This is a genomic window from Salmonella sp. GDC200615 (assembly GCF_050574145.1).
In the GTDB taxonomy this organism is placed as follows: Bacteria; Pseudomonadota; Gammaproteobacteria; order Enterobacterales; family Enterobacteriaceae; genus Salmonella; species Salmonella enterica.
Map to the genome: position 1 here is coordinate 1,035,729 of NZ_CP192247.1, position 14,942 is coordinate 1,050,670.

Below are 14,942 nucleotides of genomic sequence, written 5' to 3' on the forward strand. Positions count from 1 at the left end.
CGCAACACGATCCCCATCGATCTTATTAGCGATTTAATGTCGACATAATTTCCGGCCAGTAGCGGGGGCCGGCCGCGGCGTCGTGAGGAAAAACCGCCTCAATTGCCGTCAGCTCCTGCGGGCTTAGGGTCAGTGATAACGCGCCGAGGTTTTCATCCACCCTGGCGCAGTGGCGGGTGCCGGGAGTGGGAACGATGTGCCTGTTGCGGGCCAGCAGCCAGGCCAGCGCTAATTGTGCGGGGGTACACTCTTTTTCGCGTGCCATTTGTTTTATTGCTTCAGCCAGACGTAAATTGCGCGAGAAGTTCTCACCCATGAACCTGGGATTTGTGCGACGGAAGTCATTCGCAGCAAAATCTTCTGGCGTTTTAATCGTACCGGTCAGAAATCCGCGTCCCAGCGGGCTGTAAGCGACGAATCCTATACCCAACCGTTCACAGGTGGAAAGTGCTGAAATTTCCGCTTCGCGGGACCAAAGCGAATACTCACTTTGCAGCGCGGTAATAGGGTGAACGTTATGGGCGCGTTCCAGCGTTTGCGTTGATGCTTCGGATAGCCCGAGATAACGCACTTTTCCCTCGCGCACCAGGTCCGCCATTGCACCGACAGTCTCTTCTATGGGAACTGATGGATCAACGCGATGTTGATAGTACAGATCGATATGATCGACCCCCAGGCGTTGCAGGCTTTGCTCACAACTACGGCGAACGTACTCCGGTCTGCCATTGACGCCACGCGCCATAGGGTTAGCAGGGTCGAGAACGATACCAAATTTCGTCGCTAAAAATACCCGATCGCGACGATCGGCGATGGCTCTTCCAACTAACCTTTCATTGGTATAAGGGCCATACATATCTGCGGTATCGAGCAGTGTTACCCCCTGATCTAACGCATAATGTAGCGTCTTAATTGAGGTGCTGTCGTCATGAGCGCCGTAAAATGCGCTCATGCCCATACATCCCAGTCCGATGGCTGACACTCGCGGTCCGTTTGCGCCTAATGTACGATATTGCATACTACCTCCATGAGGATATTTTGTGCATGGCAGGCAGTCTATACCTGGCGTATAAGATGAAAAATAGGGGGAATAAGCATGGTTTATGAAGGCTGGCTTAATAATGCGTCATGATGTGATGTCCATATTGCATGCTTTTTGCATGATTGCTGAAAACCATAGCTTCACGCGGGCAGCGGCGCAGTTACATATTTCTACATCGGCGTTAAGTCAGAATATGCGCCAACTGGAGGATGAACTTGGCGTGAAATTGTTGAACCGAACCACCCGGCGTGTCGGTTTGACAGAAGCAGGACATGCCTTTCTTGCCAGTATCAGGCCCGCATTAAACCATATTGATGAGGCGATGGAACATGCCCGCCAGAGCCGCGATATACCCGGAGGGACATTACGCCTGACCGTACTGCGCACGGCGGCTACGCTTCTGTTACAACCTAATCTCGCCGGTTTCATGCGCGATTATCCCGATATTCGGCTGGATATCGATGTGAATGACGGTTTTGTGGATTTAATTAACGAACGCTTTGATGCCGGTATTCGCTTTGGCGATACGGTACAACTTGATATGAATGTCGTTCCGCTCGGTGATGTTTTACGCCCGGCGATCGTAGCATCCCCTGCATACCTTGCGCGTTTTGGCACGCCGCTGCACCCTCAGGAACTCATCAATCACCGCTGCCTTTGCCATCGTTTTACGCGTGAGAGCGGGCTATATCGGTGGGAGTTTGTTCACGGAGCGCAACGGCTGGAAATTACGCCGGAAGCCGCGTTAATGGTGAATGATAAAGCGTTGCGTCTCTCCGCCGCGCGTGATGGGGCAGGGCTAACCTATGTTTTTGAACAGGATGTCCACGAAGACTTACAGGATGGGCGGTTGTGTTCCGTACTTGAGGAGTGGCTGCCTGCGGCGGACCGGTTTTATTTGTATTATCCCGGCCGCGCGCATATGGCGCCAAAACTACGCGTATTTATTGATTATTTTTGTCATAAGGCGATATTGCCGTCTCAACAGAGCCATCACCGTTAGCGCTCTTCGCTCCAGTCGTCGCTATCAGACTGGTCGCCGCTGCTGGCGATTCGTTTCTCTTCGGCGGCCCATTCGCCCAAATCAATTAACTGACAGCGTTTAGAACAAAATGGGCGGAAGGGGCTAATTTCCCCCCAGACGACCGGTTTACCGCAGGTCGGACAGTTTACGACGGTCACGTCAGACATTTTTACTCCTTAGCAACAGGCCAGTTCAAAATCAAGACGCTCCGGCACCAGACCATTTTCACTATCCAGCGGCATAAAGCGAATGGCAAAACGGCTCTTATGGCCGGAAATTTGCGGATAAAGTTGTGAATCGAGCGTCAGCATAAGACGCAGCAAATCGGCGTCGTCCCCGTTATCCTGATAAAAACCGTTCAGGCTGGTTTGCTTACGGAAAGGCGCTGAATTACGGATCAGATCAAGCACCAGCGTCAGCGCCTGGGTGAGGGGATTCAGGCTGGCAAGCCAGCTTTCAATCTGGGCGTCGCGCTGCGCCTGTTGTAGGTGTAACCAGATATGCAGAGTGGGTAAATCGAAACTGCAACAGCCGCCAGGAATACTTAAGCGTTGACGCACAAGGGCAATCAAGCGATCTTCGCGTAGCTGCTGGCCAATCCTCGGGGCGGAGATCAGCACGCTGCCCGCGGATTTTAACTGCTGGCGCAGGGCTTCAATACGGTCTTGATCGACGCCGGGAACCTCAACCCAGGCCTGTAATTTACGCTGCTGGCGCTCCAGTTCTTTCAGCAGTTCGGTACGGACTTCGCCCCGTTCGAATACATCCAGTAGATCGCTGATGTTACGGAAAAAATGCAGTGCGCCAGCATGGTCTGCAATTGGCAGGTTGATGGAGAGCTGTTGGATTAAAAACTCTATGCGCAGCCACGTACGCATCTTCTCATTGAGAGGGTGTTCAAATAGGACCTGGGTGTGCATTACGGTTTTTCCTGTGAGACAAACTGCGACGCGAGCTTAAGATAACTGGCGTGCAGGCGGGCCACATCTGATGCGATAGCATCCGGTGCGCCGTTATTATCAATAACATCGTCCGCCACGGCAAGGCGCGCTTCACGCGTCGCCTGCGCAGCGAGAATGTGTTCAACATGCTCGCGCGTAACATCATCACGCTGCATTGTGCGTATGAGCTGCGTTTCGGGCGTCACGTCAACCACCAGTACGCGGTTGGCTTTTTGATACAGCCTGTTTTCAACCAGCAGAGGCACAACCCATAACACATAGGGCGACGTAGCCTGTTGAAACTGTCGTTGGGTTTCCTGCTGAATTAAGGGATGAAGCAGAGCGTTAAGCCAGGCTTTTTCTTCCGGATGCGAAAAAATACGCTCACGCAGCGCCCGGCGACGTAACGTGCCGTCGGCGGCGATAAGTTCAGAACCAAAATGTTCCGCTATTGCGTTCAGGGCGGGCTGCCCTGGCTCAACCATCTGGCGCGCAATAATATCCGCGTCGATGACGGTTATTCCGAGGTCAGCGAAGGCATCAGCGACGGTACTTTTACCGCTGCCAATACCGCCGGTTAAGGCTACGGTATACCTCATATCTCCAGCTTCCGGAATTTTAGTTTGACAATCAAAAGGTTAAATTTTAAGCATGCAAAGACGATACGCTCTGAGCATTAACCTACTATTCGCCAGGTAAATTTATGGGATTGTAACGTAAAAAAAGAGAATTTCGCAGTCTTGTACGGCCATGATTAGTGCGTATGATAGCGTCACTGGAGTTGTGAGTTTCGATTTTTCGCCATTAACCCCAGGAATCCGTACATGCGTATTGAAGAAGATCTGAAGTTAGGTTTCAAAGACGTTCTTATCCGTCCTAAGCGTTCTACCCTCAAAAGCCGTTCCGATGTCGAACTGGAACGTCAATTCACCTTTAAACACTCAGGTCAGACCTGGTCTGGCGTACCGATTATTGCGGCCAATATGGATACCGTCGGGACGTTTGAAATGGCGCAAGCATTGGCCGGGTTTGATATTCTGACTGCTGTACATAAACATTATACCGTTGAAGAGTGGGCAGCTTTTATCAACACGGCTTCGGCTGATGTTCTGAAGCATGTGATGGTTTCCACCGGGACCTCTGATGCTGATTTCGAAAAAACCGTGCAGATTCTGGCGCTGAATCCTGCGCTGAACTTTGTCTGTATTGATGTGGCCAATGGCTATTCAGAACATTTTGTGCAGTTCGTCGCGAAAGCACGTGAAGCATGGCCGACAAAAACAATCTGCGCAGGCAATGTGGTAACGGGCGAGATGTGCGAAGAGCTTATCCTCTCCGGCGCCGATATCGTGAAAGTGGGAATTGGTCCCGGCTCCGTATGCACGACGCGTGTAAAAACTGGCGTTGGTTATCCGCAACTGTCGGCGGTTATCGAATGTGCTGACGCGGCGCATGGCCTGGGCGGCATGATCGTCAGCGATGGCGGCTGCACCATGCCAGGCGACGTAGCAAAAGCCTTCGGCGGCGGCGCGGATTTCGTTATGTTGGGCGGCATGCTGGCGGGTCACGAAGAGAGCGGCGGCAGCGTGGTAGAAGAGAACGGCGAGAAATTTATGCTGTTCTACGGCATGAGTTCGGAATCTGCGATGAACCGTCATGTCGGCGGCGTTGCGAAATACCGCGCGGCAGAAGGTAAAACGGTTAAATTGCCGCTGCGTGGGCCGGTGGGCAATACCGCCCGCGATATCCTGGGCGGTCTACGCTCAGCCTGCACTTATGTCGGCGCGTCTCGCCTGAAAGAGTTGACCAAACGCACCACCTTTATTCGGGTGCAGGAACAAGAAAACCGCATTTTCAATAGCCTCTAATATTCTGGCTGGCGTAAATGTGCGCCAGCCTTATCCCATCCCGCTCATCGCGTCTCCCAAATGAAAAATCGGCAAATACATCGCCACCACCAGCGTACCGATAATTAAGCCGGTGATGATCAATAACGCCGGTTCCAACAGCGACGCCAGATTATCGGCCAGCGCCAGCGTAGATTCACTGTGGTGACGGGCAAGGTTATGCAGCATGATATCGAGTGAGCCGGACGCTTCGCCCGTTCTGACCAGTTGCAGGCATAGTGGACTAAATTCCTGGGTATTTTTTAGCGCCAACCAGACCGGATTGCCCGCGGCGATCTCCTGATGTACCTGCGTTAAACGCTGTGACCAGTAAGGGCAGCCGAGACTCTCGATAGCGCTTTCCAGTCCCTGAAGAAAAGGAATGCCTGCGCTTTGGGTTAATGCCAGTACGGTGAATATTTGCGCTAGTTTCTGGCCTCTTATCAGGCGACCCATAACGGGAAGCCGTAGCAGAAGACGCTGCCGCTGCGCTTGCCAGGACGGCTTTTGTTTTACCCTGCGGTGAGCGATAGCAACGAGCATCGTCAGGAACAAGATGAGCCAACCCCATGCCGACCCCCATTGCGCTATCGCAATAATACCGCGCGTCAGAAGAGGAAGCGGGGTATTGAAGCTACGGTAAATGGCGGCAAATTCCGGCAGGACAAAGTGCAGCATGGCGAAAACGACCAGGGCGGCCATTGTTAGAATAATGGCGGGATAGCGCAGCGCCTTTTTCACGCTAACCGTAATCTGCCGTTGCGCTTTTTGCTGACGGGCCAGTTCAAAGCAGCATTCGGCCAGTTTGCCGGTCAGTTCTCCGGTGCGGATCATCGTCTGGTAGAGCGGCGGAAATACCTGCGGCCAGGAGACTAATGCGCTGGAAAAAGGGACGCCCTGTTCAAGCTCGTGAGCCAGCGTGCGCAACAGCGCTTGCCATTGTCGGTGGGGATGCTGTTTCGCAAGGAGTTCCAGCCCTTCTGAAAGCGTCAGCCCGGCATGAATGAGCGTGGCCAACTGATGAATAATTTCAGCGCTTTGCTCTTCTTTCCACAGTGCGGCGTTAACGCCTATGCGCTTGATGCGAAGCGGCATAATGCGCTGATGTTGCAGGGTGATGATCAGCGCCAGACGATTGTCCACCCATACAACGTCTTGTTCCAGTTGACCTTTATCGTTAACGCCTTGCCAGCGCCAGAGCTGTTTAACGCTCATGGGGCATTCCCAGAACGCGCAGTATCTCTTCAAAGGACGTCATGCCTTGCTCAACGGCGCGACAGCCATTTTCAAAAAGCGTCCCTGTACCGGTCTGTTGGAGGTGGGCTTCCAGTGCTTGCGCCGATGCGCCGCTCGCAATTAACTGACGTAATGCCGGGGTAACGGTTAACACTTCGAATAACGCGGTTCGGCCATAAAAGCCGTGGTAGCAATGCTGACAGCCGTTTGCCTGCCAGCGCGGTAGCGCGCTGGGCCAATGATTGGGCGATAGCACTACGGGATCGCTCAGGCGCTGTTTGCAGTGCGGGCAAAGCTTCCTTACCAGGCGTTGCGCTACCACCAGCGTAAGCGCCGATGAGATCATCCAGCGTGCTACGCCCATTTGCTGCAAACGTATCAGGGTTTCACTGGTGGAGTTCGTATGTAGCGTTGAAAGTACCAGATGGCCCGTTTGTGCCGCCTTAATGGCGATTTCTGCGGTGTCGCCGTCACGAATTTCACCTACCATGATGATGTCAGGGTCCTGGCGTAATAGCGCACGCAGCACATTTTGAAAGGTGAGCCCGGCGCGGGGATGGATCTGCGTCTGGTTAATCCCATCCAGTGGAATTTCTATCGGATCCTCAACGCTACAGAGGTTGATACCCGGCGTATTCCGGGTTTGTAGCGCGCTGTATAGCGTGACCGTTTTTCCGCTACCGGTGGGGCCAGTCACCAGTACCAGCCCCTGAGGTTGCTGTAGGGCTTGTCTAAAAGCGGTAAGTTGTGCCCCGTACATGCCCAGCGTGTCCAGATCCAGCGTTTGTTCAACCTGATGCAACAACCGTAAGACGACTTTTTCGCCTTCTTTACAGGGAAGCGTGGCGATACGAAAAGAGATGCTGTCGCCCGCCAGGTCAACGGTAAATTGCCCGTCCTGCGGCAGTCGATGTTCAGCGATGTCCAAATTTCCCAGGACTTTCAATCTGGCCGTCAGCGCAAGCCCCGTCTCTTTGGCGATGTCCTGCAGAATATGAAGAACGCCGTCGATGCGGAGTCTTATTCGGTAGCGGCTGGCGCCGGGTTCGAGATGGATATCAGAGGCGCGTTTCGCCATCGCCGAGCGTAATGTCTGATTGAGAAGCTGGGCTGCGGTTTCTCCGCCTTTCGCGGCGTTTGCCGAGGGTGCCTGATCCGGCTTATGCCGATGATTTTCCATTTGCTGGCGAGTCCAGCACACAATATCAATCTGTTTTTGCGTGGCGAAATGCAGAGCGTCCAGTAACGCATGAGAGGGCGCGTCGACCACCGCAACAGTGATACTGTTGCTGGCGCTATTGATCAGTACAGCCTGATGACGTTGACACAAGGTGTTGAGCTGAGCGTCTTTCATCTTGTCTCCTTAGTTGGCGTCAAAACGGAAGACATCTTCACAAGCCTGTTGTAACGCGCTGTCGCTTTGAATATTGCAGTTACGCGTCCAGCCAGTAATGCCGTTAGCATTGTCCCAGGCGGGCGTCATGATGACGCTAAGCCCGCTCAGACTCTCCTGGCCGGTAAGCGTGATGACGCCTTTTTCCACGCTCATGCCCGAAACATAACGGGTGATGACGGGCGAGGGGATACCGTTGACGCCCGCATCGCATGTGCTCGTCCCACCATGTTCCAGAGCGCAGAGTTCGACGGCAGTACGGTAGGGGACAAACGTTTGCAACATATCCGTCAGCGCCGCTTTACGCAGATAGTTCTGGTAAGCCGGAATGCCAATGGCGCTTAAAATGGCGATGATGCCAATAACGACCATCAGTTCGATAAGCGTGAAACCGCGTTGTTTTTCCATTGTTCGCTCCTTGAGTTAGCTGGCGCTACTGTGGCAAACGCGGGAAGAGCGGGCGAGCGGCAAAAGGTAAAACGGGAAGGCGGATTCTGAAGATTTTCGCTGCGTTACATGACACGGCAACGTTATTGCGAGGCGCTACGAATGTTTTACCGAATAATGACGCGGATCTACGGACAGGTGATTTATAGACCCGACGGCGCAGCGCCATCGGGTGGAGAGGATCAGCAAAAACGCATGGAGAGATCGAGCGCGCGCACGTGCTTGGTCAGCGCGCCAACGGAGATGAAATCCACCCCGGTTTCAGCAAATTCGCGTAAGGTTTCCGCGGTGACGTTGCCGGATACTTCCAGCCGCGCCTGGCCGTTGACGCGTTTCACCGCCTCGCGCATCTGGTCGGTGTTGAAATTATCCAGCATGATGATATCCGCGCCTGCTTTCAGCGCATCGTCCAGTTCATCCAGATTTTCGACCTCGACTTCTACCGGCACGTCCGGATGTAGCCAGAACGCTTTTTCCACCGCCTGACGAACCGAACCGGAGGCGATGATATGGTTTTCTTTAATCAGGAACGCGTCAGTGAGGCCCAGACGATGATTGGCGCCGCCGCCGCATAAAACCGCATATTTGAGCGCGGTGCGCAGACCCGGCAGCGTTTTACGCGTGTCGAGCAACTGGGTTTGGGTGCCAGCCAACAGTCCAACGTAGCGGCGTACTTCACTGGCGACGCCGGAAAGGGTCTGGACAAAGTTTAGCGCCGTGCGCTCGCCGGTCAACAATACGCGAGCCGGACCGTTCAGTTCAAACACTGTTTGGTTGGCGTGAATGGCGTCGCCGTCATCGACATGCCAGGTGAGGCGCACATCATCGCCCGCCAGTTGGATGAAGACCTCTTCAACCCAGCGCTTGCCGCAGAAAACGCCGTCTTCACGAGTGATCACCGTGGCATGGGCTTGCGTATCTGCCGGCAAAAGTTGCGCGGTGATATCGTTGCCAGCATCGACTTCTCCACCTAAATCTTCACGCAGCGCCTGAGCAACGGCGGCAGGGATATCGAGATTAATGCGTTCCAGTAGCGCGTCACGTCGGTCGTCTGGGTTATAACGGCGAGGCGGCATGATAAAACTCCAAATTGCTAACGAATCATAAGGTAGAAACATGCTACTCTGAAGCAGCTATAAGCACCACTCAAAAGGAGACTCCGCATGTTGCCAGATAAGGGTTGGTTAGTAGAGGCGCGACGCGTCCCTTCTCCGCATTATGATTGCCGTCCGGATGACGAAAAACCGTCCTTGCTGGTGGTGCATAATATTAGCCTGCCCCCCGGCGAGTTTGGCGGTCCGTGGATCGATGCATTATTCACCGGAACGATAGATCCAGACGCCCATCCTTTTTTTGCAGAAATCGCTCATCTTCGTGTTTCGGCCCATTGTCTGATTCGTCGCGACGGTGAAATCGTCCAGTATGTGCCTTTTGATAAGCGTGCGTGGCATGCGGGCGTATCAAACTATCAGGGGCGGGAACGTTGTAATGATTTCTCCATTGGTATTGAGCTGGAGGGGACAGATACGCTGGCTTATACCGATGCGCAGTATCAGCAGCTAGCCGCCGTGACGCGCACGCTTATCGCTTGCTATCCGGCGATCGCCGACAATATGACCGGACACTGCAACATTGCGCCTGACCGCAAAACGGACCCTGGCCCTGCCTTTGACTGGCCGCGCTTTCGCGCTTTGGTAGCCCTCTCGTCGCACAAGGAGATGACATGACGCTGTTTACGACATTACTGTTGCTGATTGTCGAGCGCCTGTTTAAGCTGGGCGAGCACTGGCAGCTCGATCATCGGCTGGAGGCGCTATTCCGTCGGATTACGCATTTTTCGATGTTGCGCACGATGGGAATGACAGCGATCGCGATGGTGGTGACTTTTCTACTGCTCCAGGCGTTAAAAGGGCTGCTATTTAACGTGCCGACGCTGGTGGTGTGGATTCTCCTGGGCGTGCTGTGTATCGGCGCGGGCAAAGTGCGAGTACATTATCACGCCTGGCTGAAAGCGGCGTCCCGTAACGATCCGCATCCTTGCGAGGCGATGGCCAGCGAGCTTACGCTGATTCACGGCGTGCCGCCGGATTGTAATGAGCGTGAGTTTTTGCGTGAGCTGCAAAATGCGTTGTTATGGATAAATTTCCGTTTTTACCTCGCACCGCTATTTTGGTTTATCGTTGGCGGTCCATGGGGGCCGGTAACGCTGGTGGGCTATGCGTTTTTACGGGCCTGGCAGACTTGGCTGGCGCGCTATCAGACGCCGCACCAACGTTTGCAATCCGGCATTGACGCTATTCTTCATGTGCTGGACTGGATTCCGGTACGTCTGGCGGGCGTAGTGTATGCATTACTGGGGCATGGCGAGAAAGCGTTGCCGGCCTGGTTTGCCTCGCTGGCGGATCTGCATACTTCGCAGTATCAGGTGCTCACACGTCTGGCGCAGTTCTCACTGGCGCGCGAACCGCATACTGACAAAGTAGAAACCCCCAAAGCGGCGGTATCAATGGCGAAGAAGGCCTCGTTTGTGGTGGTGGTGATTATTGCGTTGCTCACCATTTATGGGGCATTAGTGTAGCGTTGTGCCGATGGCGCTAACGCTTATGCTGCCTACAATGGAAAAATCTGTAGGCCCGGTAAGCGCTAGCGCCACCGGGCAGTGCAACGGCTTAGATCGTATCGGCTGGCGGCACGCCAAAATCAGGCATCCCGTTTTCGTCCCAGCTCACCCGTTTCAGACGCGTATGGCGGTTGGGATCGTACAACGGATCGCCTTCAATTTCGGTGTAATTTCTCGCGTGGTACACCAGTACATCTTCACCTTCCGGCGTTTGCGTAAAGCTGTTATGTCCCGGCCCATACTGGCGATTTTCATAGCTGGTGGTAAAGACCGGGCGCGGTGATTTATGCCAGTTGGCCGGATCGCGCGGATCGTCGTTTACGTTAATCCACAGTAATCCCATACAGTAGTTTTCATCGGTGGCGCTGGCCGAATAGCTGATAAACAGCTTGTCGCCATGCACCACGACGGCCGGACCTTCGTTAACCCAAAAACCCCGACACTCCCAGTCGTACTCTGGCTTACTGAGTCTTACCGGCTCGCCTTTAATCGTCCACGGATTTTCCAGTTCAGCCAGATAAATATTTGAGTTACCGGCAATATCCGGCGCTTTTTGCGCCCACAGATACCACTGCTTTCCCTGATGATAAAAAGTGGTGGCATCGAGGGCGAAGGTATCAAACGGTGTTTTAATTTGACCTTTCTCCGTCCACTTGCCGGTGAGTGGGTCGGCATCGGCGCACTCCAGGGCAAACATGCGATGCTGGAACATTCCCAGCTTATCAAGCGCTTGAGTATGGGTAGCGGCAAAATAGATGTACCACTTGCCGTTGATGCGGTGCATTTCCGGTGCCCAGATGAGCTGGCTCATCGGGCCACTTTCCGGTTTGCGCCAGACGACAACGGGGTCGGCGGCGCGCAACCCTTCCAGCGAATCAGCCCGGCGGATTTCCAGCCTGTCATATTCCGGTACGGAGGCAATAAAGTAGTAATCGCTGCCGTCGCGTAAAATAAACGGATCGGCACGTTGTTCAATAAACGGGTTTGGCCAGTTTGCCATCAGGCTTTCCTTACGCTTTCAGCGGCTTTGAGGTCCTGCAACTCACTCAATTCGCGGTAATTAGTGCGACGTTTTTCCAAATCGTCCTGGATTTTTTTCATCAGTTCACGGTCAACTTTCAGCAGACGTACCACGCCTGCGGTAATCAGATAGCCAACGCCGGGGATAACGGTAAACAACAGCATAATACCGTTCATCGCCGAGGCGCTTTGCGCTTTGGCGCTGGCGTCATAACCGTACCAGGAGAGCAAAAAGCCGACCATCGCCCCGGCAATCGCCAGGCCCAGTTTCAGGAAGAACAGATTACCGGAGAAGCTAATACCGGTAATGCGTTTGCCGGTTTTCCATTCGCCGTAATCATCGACGTCCGCCATCAGCGACCAGTGCAACGGGGAAGGGATCTGATGCAGAATATTGAGCAGGAAGTAGAGCGCCACTATCATCACGGTAGCTTTCGGATCAAAGAAATAGAACGCGCAGGAGAAAATCGCCAGCGCGATATTGGTCCAGAAAAATACCTTCAATTTACACCAGCGATCGGTTAAGACTTTTGCCAGCATACTGCCGATCATCATACCGACCACGCCAAGGCTAATAAAAAGCGTAGCGAAATGGGTGCTTTGTCCCATCACCCAGGTGACGTAATACATGGTCGCCGCCATACGGATAAACCCCGGGCAGACGTTACATAAGGTCAATAGCAGAATGCGTACCCATTGATCGTTTTTCCACACGTCTTTGAAATCATTCTTCATATCATCGTGCGTCGGAACGGCAGGGCGAACGCGTTCGCGGACGCTGGCAAAGCAGAACAGAAACATACCCATGCCGATAATCGCCAGCACGGTCATCGCCAACTGATAGCCTTTGGCTTTGTCGCCGCCGCCAAACCAGTCCACCATCGGCAATAGCGTTAACGATAGCAACAGCGTCGCGATGCCGACTAACACGAAGCGATAAGCCTGACAGGCCACGCGCTCTTTTGGATCGTTGGTGATCACGCCGCCCAGTGAGCAATAGGGAATATTGATGGCGGTGTAGGTCACGGAAAGCAGAAAATAGGTGACGAAAGCATAGACAACTTTGCTGTTATAGCCCCAGTCCGGCGTCGTGAACATCAGCACGCTGAACAGCGCGTAGGGAAATGCAATCCACAGTAGCCAGGGGCGGAAACGACCATATTTACTTTGGGTACGATCGGCAAGCGCGCCCATCACCGGATCGGTAACGGCATCGATAACGCGTACTGAAAGGAGTAAAACACCGACTAACGCCGGGGCAAGACCAAAAATATCCGTATAAAAGTAATTAACAAACAGCATGATAGCGCCAAAAATAATGTTACATCCGGCGTCACCCATGCCATACCCGATTTTCTCTCTTACCGAAAGTCTGCCCTTATCCATTGAGACTTCTCCCCATCAGATGATGGCGGTAATTATTCGCCTGCGAGCTTTTTTTTGCGTAGCAGGATCACGCCGCTGATATGGATAAAATGGTTATACGTGGGAAACTGTGAGGCAGATAACACCCTCCCCGGACGGGGAGGGCGGAAAAGTAACGTCACGATCAGTGGGCTTTCACCGTTTTTGCCGTTTTTTCTTTACACAGATAGCCGACGCCCAGGATAAGCAGCCATACCGGAATCAGCCACACGGAGATCGCCATACCTGGCGTCATCAGCATAATGATCAATACCGCCGCCATAAACAGCAGGCAGAGAACGTTGCCGAACGGATAAAACAGGGCCGGGAAGCGGGTTTTCACGCCCTGCTGCTGTTTCGCGCGACGGAACATCATATGGGCAAGGCTAATCATCGCCCAGTTAATGACCAGCGCGGAGACCACCAGCGCCATCAGCAGTCCGAATGCGGACTCTGGGGCCAGGTAGTTGAGCAGCACGCACAACGCAGTCACGACGGCGGAAACCAAAATGGAGCTCACCGGCACGCCGCGTTTGTCGACGTTCAGCAGCGCTTTCGGCGCATCTCCCTGCTGGGCCAGACCGAACAGCATACGGCTGTTGCAGTAAACGCAGCTGTTATAAACCGATAGCGCGGCGGTGAGAACCACGATATTCAGCGCATTGGCGACAAACGTATCGCCCAGCTCATGGAAGATAAGGACAAACGGGCTGGTATCGGCGGTGACGCGAGTCCATGGCAGCAGCGAAAGCAGAACCGCCAGCGAGCCGATATAAAAAATCAGGATGCGATAGATAACCTGATTGGTAGCTTTGGGAATGCTCTGTTCCGGGTTATCGGCTTCAGCGGCGGTGATCCCTACCAGCTCCAGTCCGCCGAAAGAAAACATAATAATGGCCATCATCATCACCAGCCCGGTCCAGCCATGCGGCAGAAAGCCGCCCTGTTCCCACAGGTTGCGCACGGTGGCCTGCGGACCAGCGGTATCGCTGAAGAGTAACCACGCGCCGAACAGAATCATAGCGATGACGGCGATCACTTTAATAATGGCGAACCAAAACTCCATCTCACCGAACACTTTAACGTTGGTCAGGTTGATGGCGTTGATAATCACAAAGAAGGCTGCCGCAGAAGCCCAGGTGGGGATCTCCGGATACCAGAACTGGATATATTTACCCACTGCGGTCAGTTCCGCCATGGCAACTAATACGTACAGCACCCAGTAGTTCCTGCCGGAAGCGAATCCGGCAAAGCCGCCCCAGTATTTATAGGCGAAGTGGCTAAAAGAGCCGGCGACCGGTTCTTCAACCACCATCTCCCCCAGCTGGCGCATAATCAGAAAGGCAATAAAGCCTGCAATCGCATAGCCCAGGATAATTCCTGGCCCCGCCGACTGAATAACGGAGGCGCTTCCCAGGAACAAGCCTGTCCCTATCGCGCCGCCCAATGCGATAAGCTGAATATGGCGGTTTTTCAGGCCGCGCTTGAGCTGCTCGCCGTGCTGCTGACTGTCCATTATAAAACCTCGTGTATCGAGCGCGGTTTATTCATAACGCGCTTATTTTGAACGATGCAGTAGTGCGTGTGTAAGTTTGCAATTCCGCTTTTTGTATTGATTTATTTACAGATTCGTTTTTTTAAATGTCACTTCAACTCTTTCGTCTTGATCAGAATAATGGTATGTGGCCGCGAATGCACCTGCTTTGTGCAGGGGTGATGACGAGTTGCGTAAAAAGAAAGCACTTGTAAATACCTCCTTTTATTTTCCCTTACAGATGTTAATTTGTTTTTATTCATTATTTATGCATAAAAATGCATTTAATCTACTGTTGAATCGGTTCAGATGAGATTTTTTATCGTTTCAAATACGTTAAATCTACCTCCAGGTGGGTAAATTTAACATTTGTGCACAGTTACAGTTTTGAAACATGA

At 53.2% G+C, this 14,942-nt stretch carries 15 protein-coding genes; 4 read left to right on the plus strand and 11 right to left on the minus strand.

Translation table 11 applies throughout. The features are described from left to right. Positions 1-25 precede the first annotated feature (25 nt). Complete coding sequence (locus ACQ29O_RS04865; protein WP_001200037.1) at positions 26-1,015, minus strand: aldo/keto reductase; 990 nt, start codon at positions 1,013-1,015, stop codon at positions 26-28. Between the two features lie 85 nt (positions 1,016-1,100). Here ACQ29O_RS04865 and ACQ29O_RS04870 point away from each other — a divergent pair, with 85 nt between their 5' ends. Beyond that, positions 1,101-2,042, plus strand: a complete 942-nt coding sequence (locus tag ACQ29O_RS04870) for a LysR family transcriptional regulator (RefSeq protein ID WP_001747254.1) — start codon at positions 1,101-1,103, stop codon at positions 2,040-2,042. Here ACQ29O_RS04870 and yacG read toward each other — a convergent pair. The 3 genes from yacG to coaE are packed head-to-tail and all read right to left on the minus strand — an operon-like array spanning position 2,039 to position 3,603. Continuing rightward, complete coding sequence (yacG, locus tag ACQ29O_RS04875; RefSeq protein ID WP_001286419.1) at positions 2,039-2,230, minus strand: DNA gyrase inhibitor YacG; 192 nt, start codon at positions 2,228-2,230, stop codon at positions 2,039-2,041. The genes ACQ29O_RS04870 and yacG overlap by 4 nt on opposite strands. A gap of 9 nt (positions 2,231-2,239) precedes the next feature. After that, on the minus strand, positions 2,240-2,983 hold the full coding sequence (gene zapD, locus ACQ29O_RS04880) for a cell division protein ZapD (RefSeq protein ID WP_000557441.1): 744 nt from the start codon (positions 2,981-2,983) through the stop codon (positions 2,240-2,242). Beyond that, on the minus strand, positions 2,983-3,603 hold the full coding sequence (gene coaE, locus ACQ29O_RS04885; protein ID WP_001270913.1) for a dephospho-CoA kinase: 621 nt from the start codon (positions 3,601-3,603) through the stop codon (positions 2,983-2,985). Before coaE ends, zapD begins: the two co-directional genes overlap by 1 nt. A 225-nt stretch (positions 3,604-3,828) precedes the next feature. Between coaE and ACQ29O_RS04890 the strand changes: the two genes are divergently transcribed. After that, entirely contained in the window at positions 3,829-4,872 is a 1,044-nt protein-coding gene (locus tag ACQ29O_RS04890; RefSeq protein ID WP_001217365.1) for a GMP reductase, read from the plus strand. A gap of 30 nt (positions 4,873-4,902) precedes the next feature. Here the strand turns inward: ACQ29O_RS04890 and hofC are convergent, their stop codons facing one another. From hofC to nadC, 4 genes are all read right to left on the minus strand, one after another. Then, the gene (gene hofC, locus ACQ29O_RS04895; protein WP_000114102.1) at positions 4,903-6,105 is read right to left on the minus strand and encodes a protein transport protein HofC; all 1,203 of its coding nucleotides are present in this window, start codon (positions 6,103-6,105) and stop codon (positions 4,903-4,905) included. Further along, positions 6,095-7,480 carry a type II secretion system protein GspE gene (gene gspE / locus ACQ29O_RS04900; RefSeq protein WP_253336190.1) on the minus strand — a complete coding sequence of 462 codons (1,386 nt, stop codon included), beginning with the start codon at positions 7,478-7,480 and terminating at the stop codon, positions 6,095-6,097. Before gspE ends, hofC begins: the two co-directional genes overlap by 11 nt. A gap of 9 nt (positions 7,481-7,489) precedes the next feature. Continuing rightward, positions 7,490-7,927 carry a prepilin peptidase-dependent pilin gene (gene ppdD / locus ACQ29O_RS04905; RefSeq protein ID WP_000414989.1) on the minus strand — a complete coding sequence of 146 codons (438 nt, stop codon included), beginning with the start codon at positions 7,925-7,927 and terminating at the stop codon, positions 7,490-7,492. A 221-nt stretch (positions 7,928-8,148) separates the two neighbouring features. Next, the gene (gene nadC / locus ACQ29O_RS04910) at positions 8,149-9,042 is read right to left on the minus strand and encodes a carboxylating nicotinate-nucleotide diphosphorylase (protein WP_001135135.1); all 894 of its coding nucleotides are present in this window, start codon (positions 9,040-9,042) and stop codon (positions 8,149-8,151) included. A gap of 87 nt (positions 9,043-9,129) precedes the next feature. On the opposite strand from nadC, the gene ampD reads away from it, so the two are divergent. Further along, positions 9,130-9,693: a 1,6-anhydro-N-acetylmuramyl-L-alanine amidase AmpD gene (gene ampD, locus ACQ29O_RS04915; protein WP_000936326.1), complete on the plus strand. Its 564-nt coding sequence runs from the start codon at positions 9,130-9,132 to the stop codon at positions 9,691-9,693. Beyond that, positions 9,690-10,544 carry a beta-lactamase regulator AmpE gene (ampE, locus tag ACQ29O_RS04920; protein WP_000171972.1) on the plus strand — a complete coding sequence of 285 codons (855 nt, stop codon included), beginning with the start codon at positions 9,690-9,692 and terminating at the stop codon, positions 10,542-10,544. The genes ampD and ampE overlap by 4 nt, the downstream gene beginning before the upstream one ends. A gap of 91 nt (positions 10,545-10,635) precedes the next feature. On the opposite strand, the gene ACQ29O_RS04925 is transcribed toward ampE, so the two are convergent. The 3 genes from ACQ29O_RS04925 to aroP form a co-directional block, all read right to left on the minus strand. Next, the gene (locus ACQ29O_RS04925; protein WP_000024768.1) at positions 10,636-11,586 is read right to left on the minus strand and encodes a glycoside hydrolase family 43 protein; all 951 of its coding nucleotides are present in this window, start codon (positions 11,584-11,586) and stop codon (positions 10,636-10,638) included. After that, on the minus strand, positions 11,586-12,992 hold the full coding sequence (locus ACQ29O_RS04930; protein WP_000357537.1) for a glycoside-pentoside-hexuronide (GPH):cation symporter: 1,407 nt from the start codon (positions 12,990-12,992) through the stop codon (positions 11,586-11,588). The genes ACQ29O_RS04925 and ACQ29O_RS04930 overlap by 1 nt, the downstream gene beginning before the upstream one ends. 163 nt (positions 12,993-13,155) lie before the next feature. After that, complete coding sequence (gene aroP, locus ACQ29O_RS04935) at positions 13,156-14,529, minus strand: aromatic amino acid transporter AroP (RefSeq protein WP_254486129.1); 1,374 nt, start codon at positions 14,527-14,529, stop codon at positions 13,156-13,158. Positions 14,530-14,942: the final 413 nt, after the last annotated feature.

Coding starts and splice junctions, on each gene's coding strand:
- ampE (WP_000171972.1), top strand. CDS start 9,690: ATGACGCTGTTTACGACATTACTGTTGCTGATTGTCGAGCGCCTGTTT.
- ACQ29O_RS04890 (WP_001217365.1), top strand. CDS start 3,829: ATGCGTATTGAAGAAGATCTGAAGTTAGGTTTCAAAGACGTTCTTATC.
- coaE (WP_001270913.1), bottom strand. CDS start 3,603: ATGAGGTATACCGTAGCCTTAACCGGCGGTATTGGCAGCGGTAAAAGT.
- ACQ29O_RS04870 (WP_001747254.1), top strand. CDS start 1,101: ATGAAGGCTGGCTTAATAATGCGTCATGATGTGATGTCCATATTGCAT.
- ACQ29O_RS04925 (WP_000024768.1), bottom strand. CDS start 11,586: ATGGCAAACTGGCCAAACCCGTTTATTGAACAACGTGCCGATCCGTTT.
- zapD (WP_000557441.1), bottom strand. CDS start 2,983: ATGCACACCCAGGTCCTATTTGAACACCCTCTCAATGAGAAGATGCGT.
- nadC (WP_001135135.1), bottom strand. CDS start 9,042: ATGCCGCCTCGCCGTTATAACCCAGACGACCGACGTGACGCGCTACTG.
- hofC (WP_000114102.1), bottom strand. CDS start 6,105: ATGAGCGTTAAACAGCTCTGGCGCTGGCAAGGCGTTAACGATAAAGGT.
- yacG (WP_001286419.1), bottom strand. CDS start 2,230: ATGTCTGACGTGACCGTCGTAAACTGTCCGACCTGCGGTAAACCGGTC.
- gspE (WP_253336190.1), bottom strand. CDS start 7,480: ATGAAAGACGCTCAGCTCAACACCTTGTGTCAACGTCATCAGGCTGTA.
- ppdD (WP_000414989.1), bottom strand. CDS start 7,927: ATGGAAAAACAACGCGGTTTCACGCTTATCGAACTGATGGTCGTTATT.
- ACQ29O_RS04930 (WP_000357537.1), bottom strand. CDS start 12,992: ATGGATAAGGGCAGACTTTCGGTAAGAGAGAAAATCGGGTATGGCATG.
- ACQ29O_RS04865 (WP_001200037.1), bottom strand. CDS start 1,015: ATGCAATATCGTACATTAGGCGCAAACGGACCGCGAGTGTCAGCCATC.
- ampD (WP_000936326.1), top strand. CDS start 9,130: ATGTTGCCAGATAAGGGTTGGTTAGTAGAGGCGCGACGCGTCCCTTCT.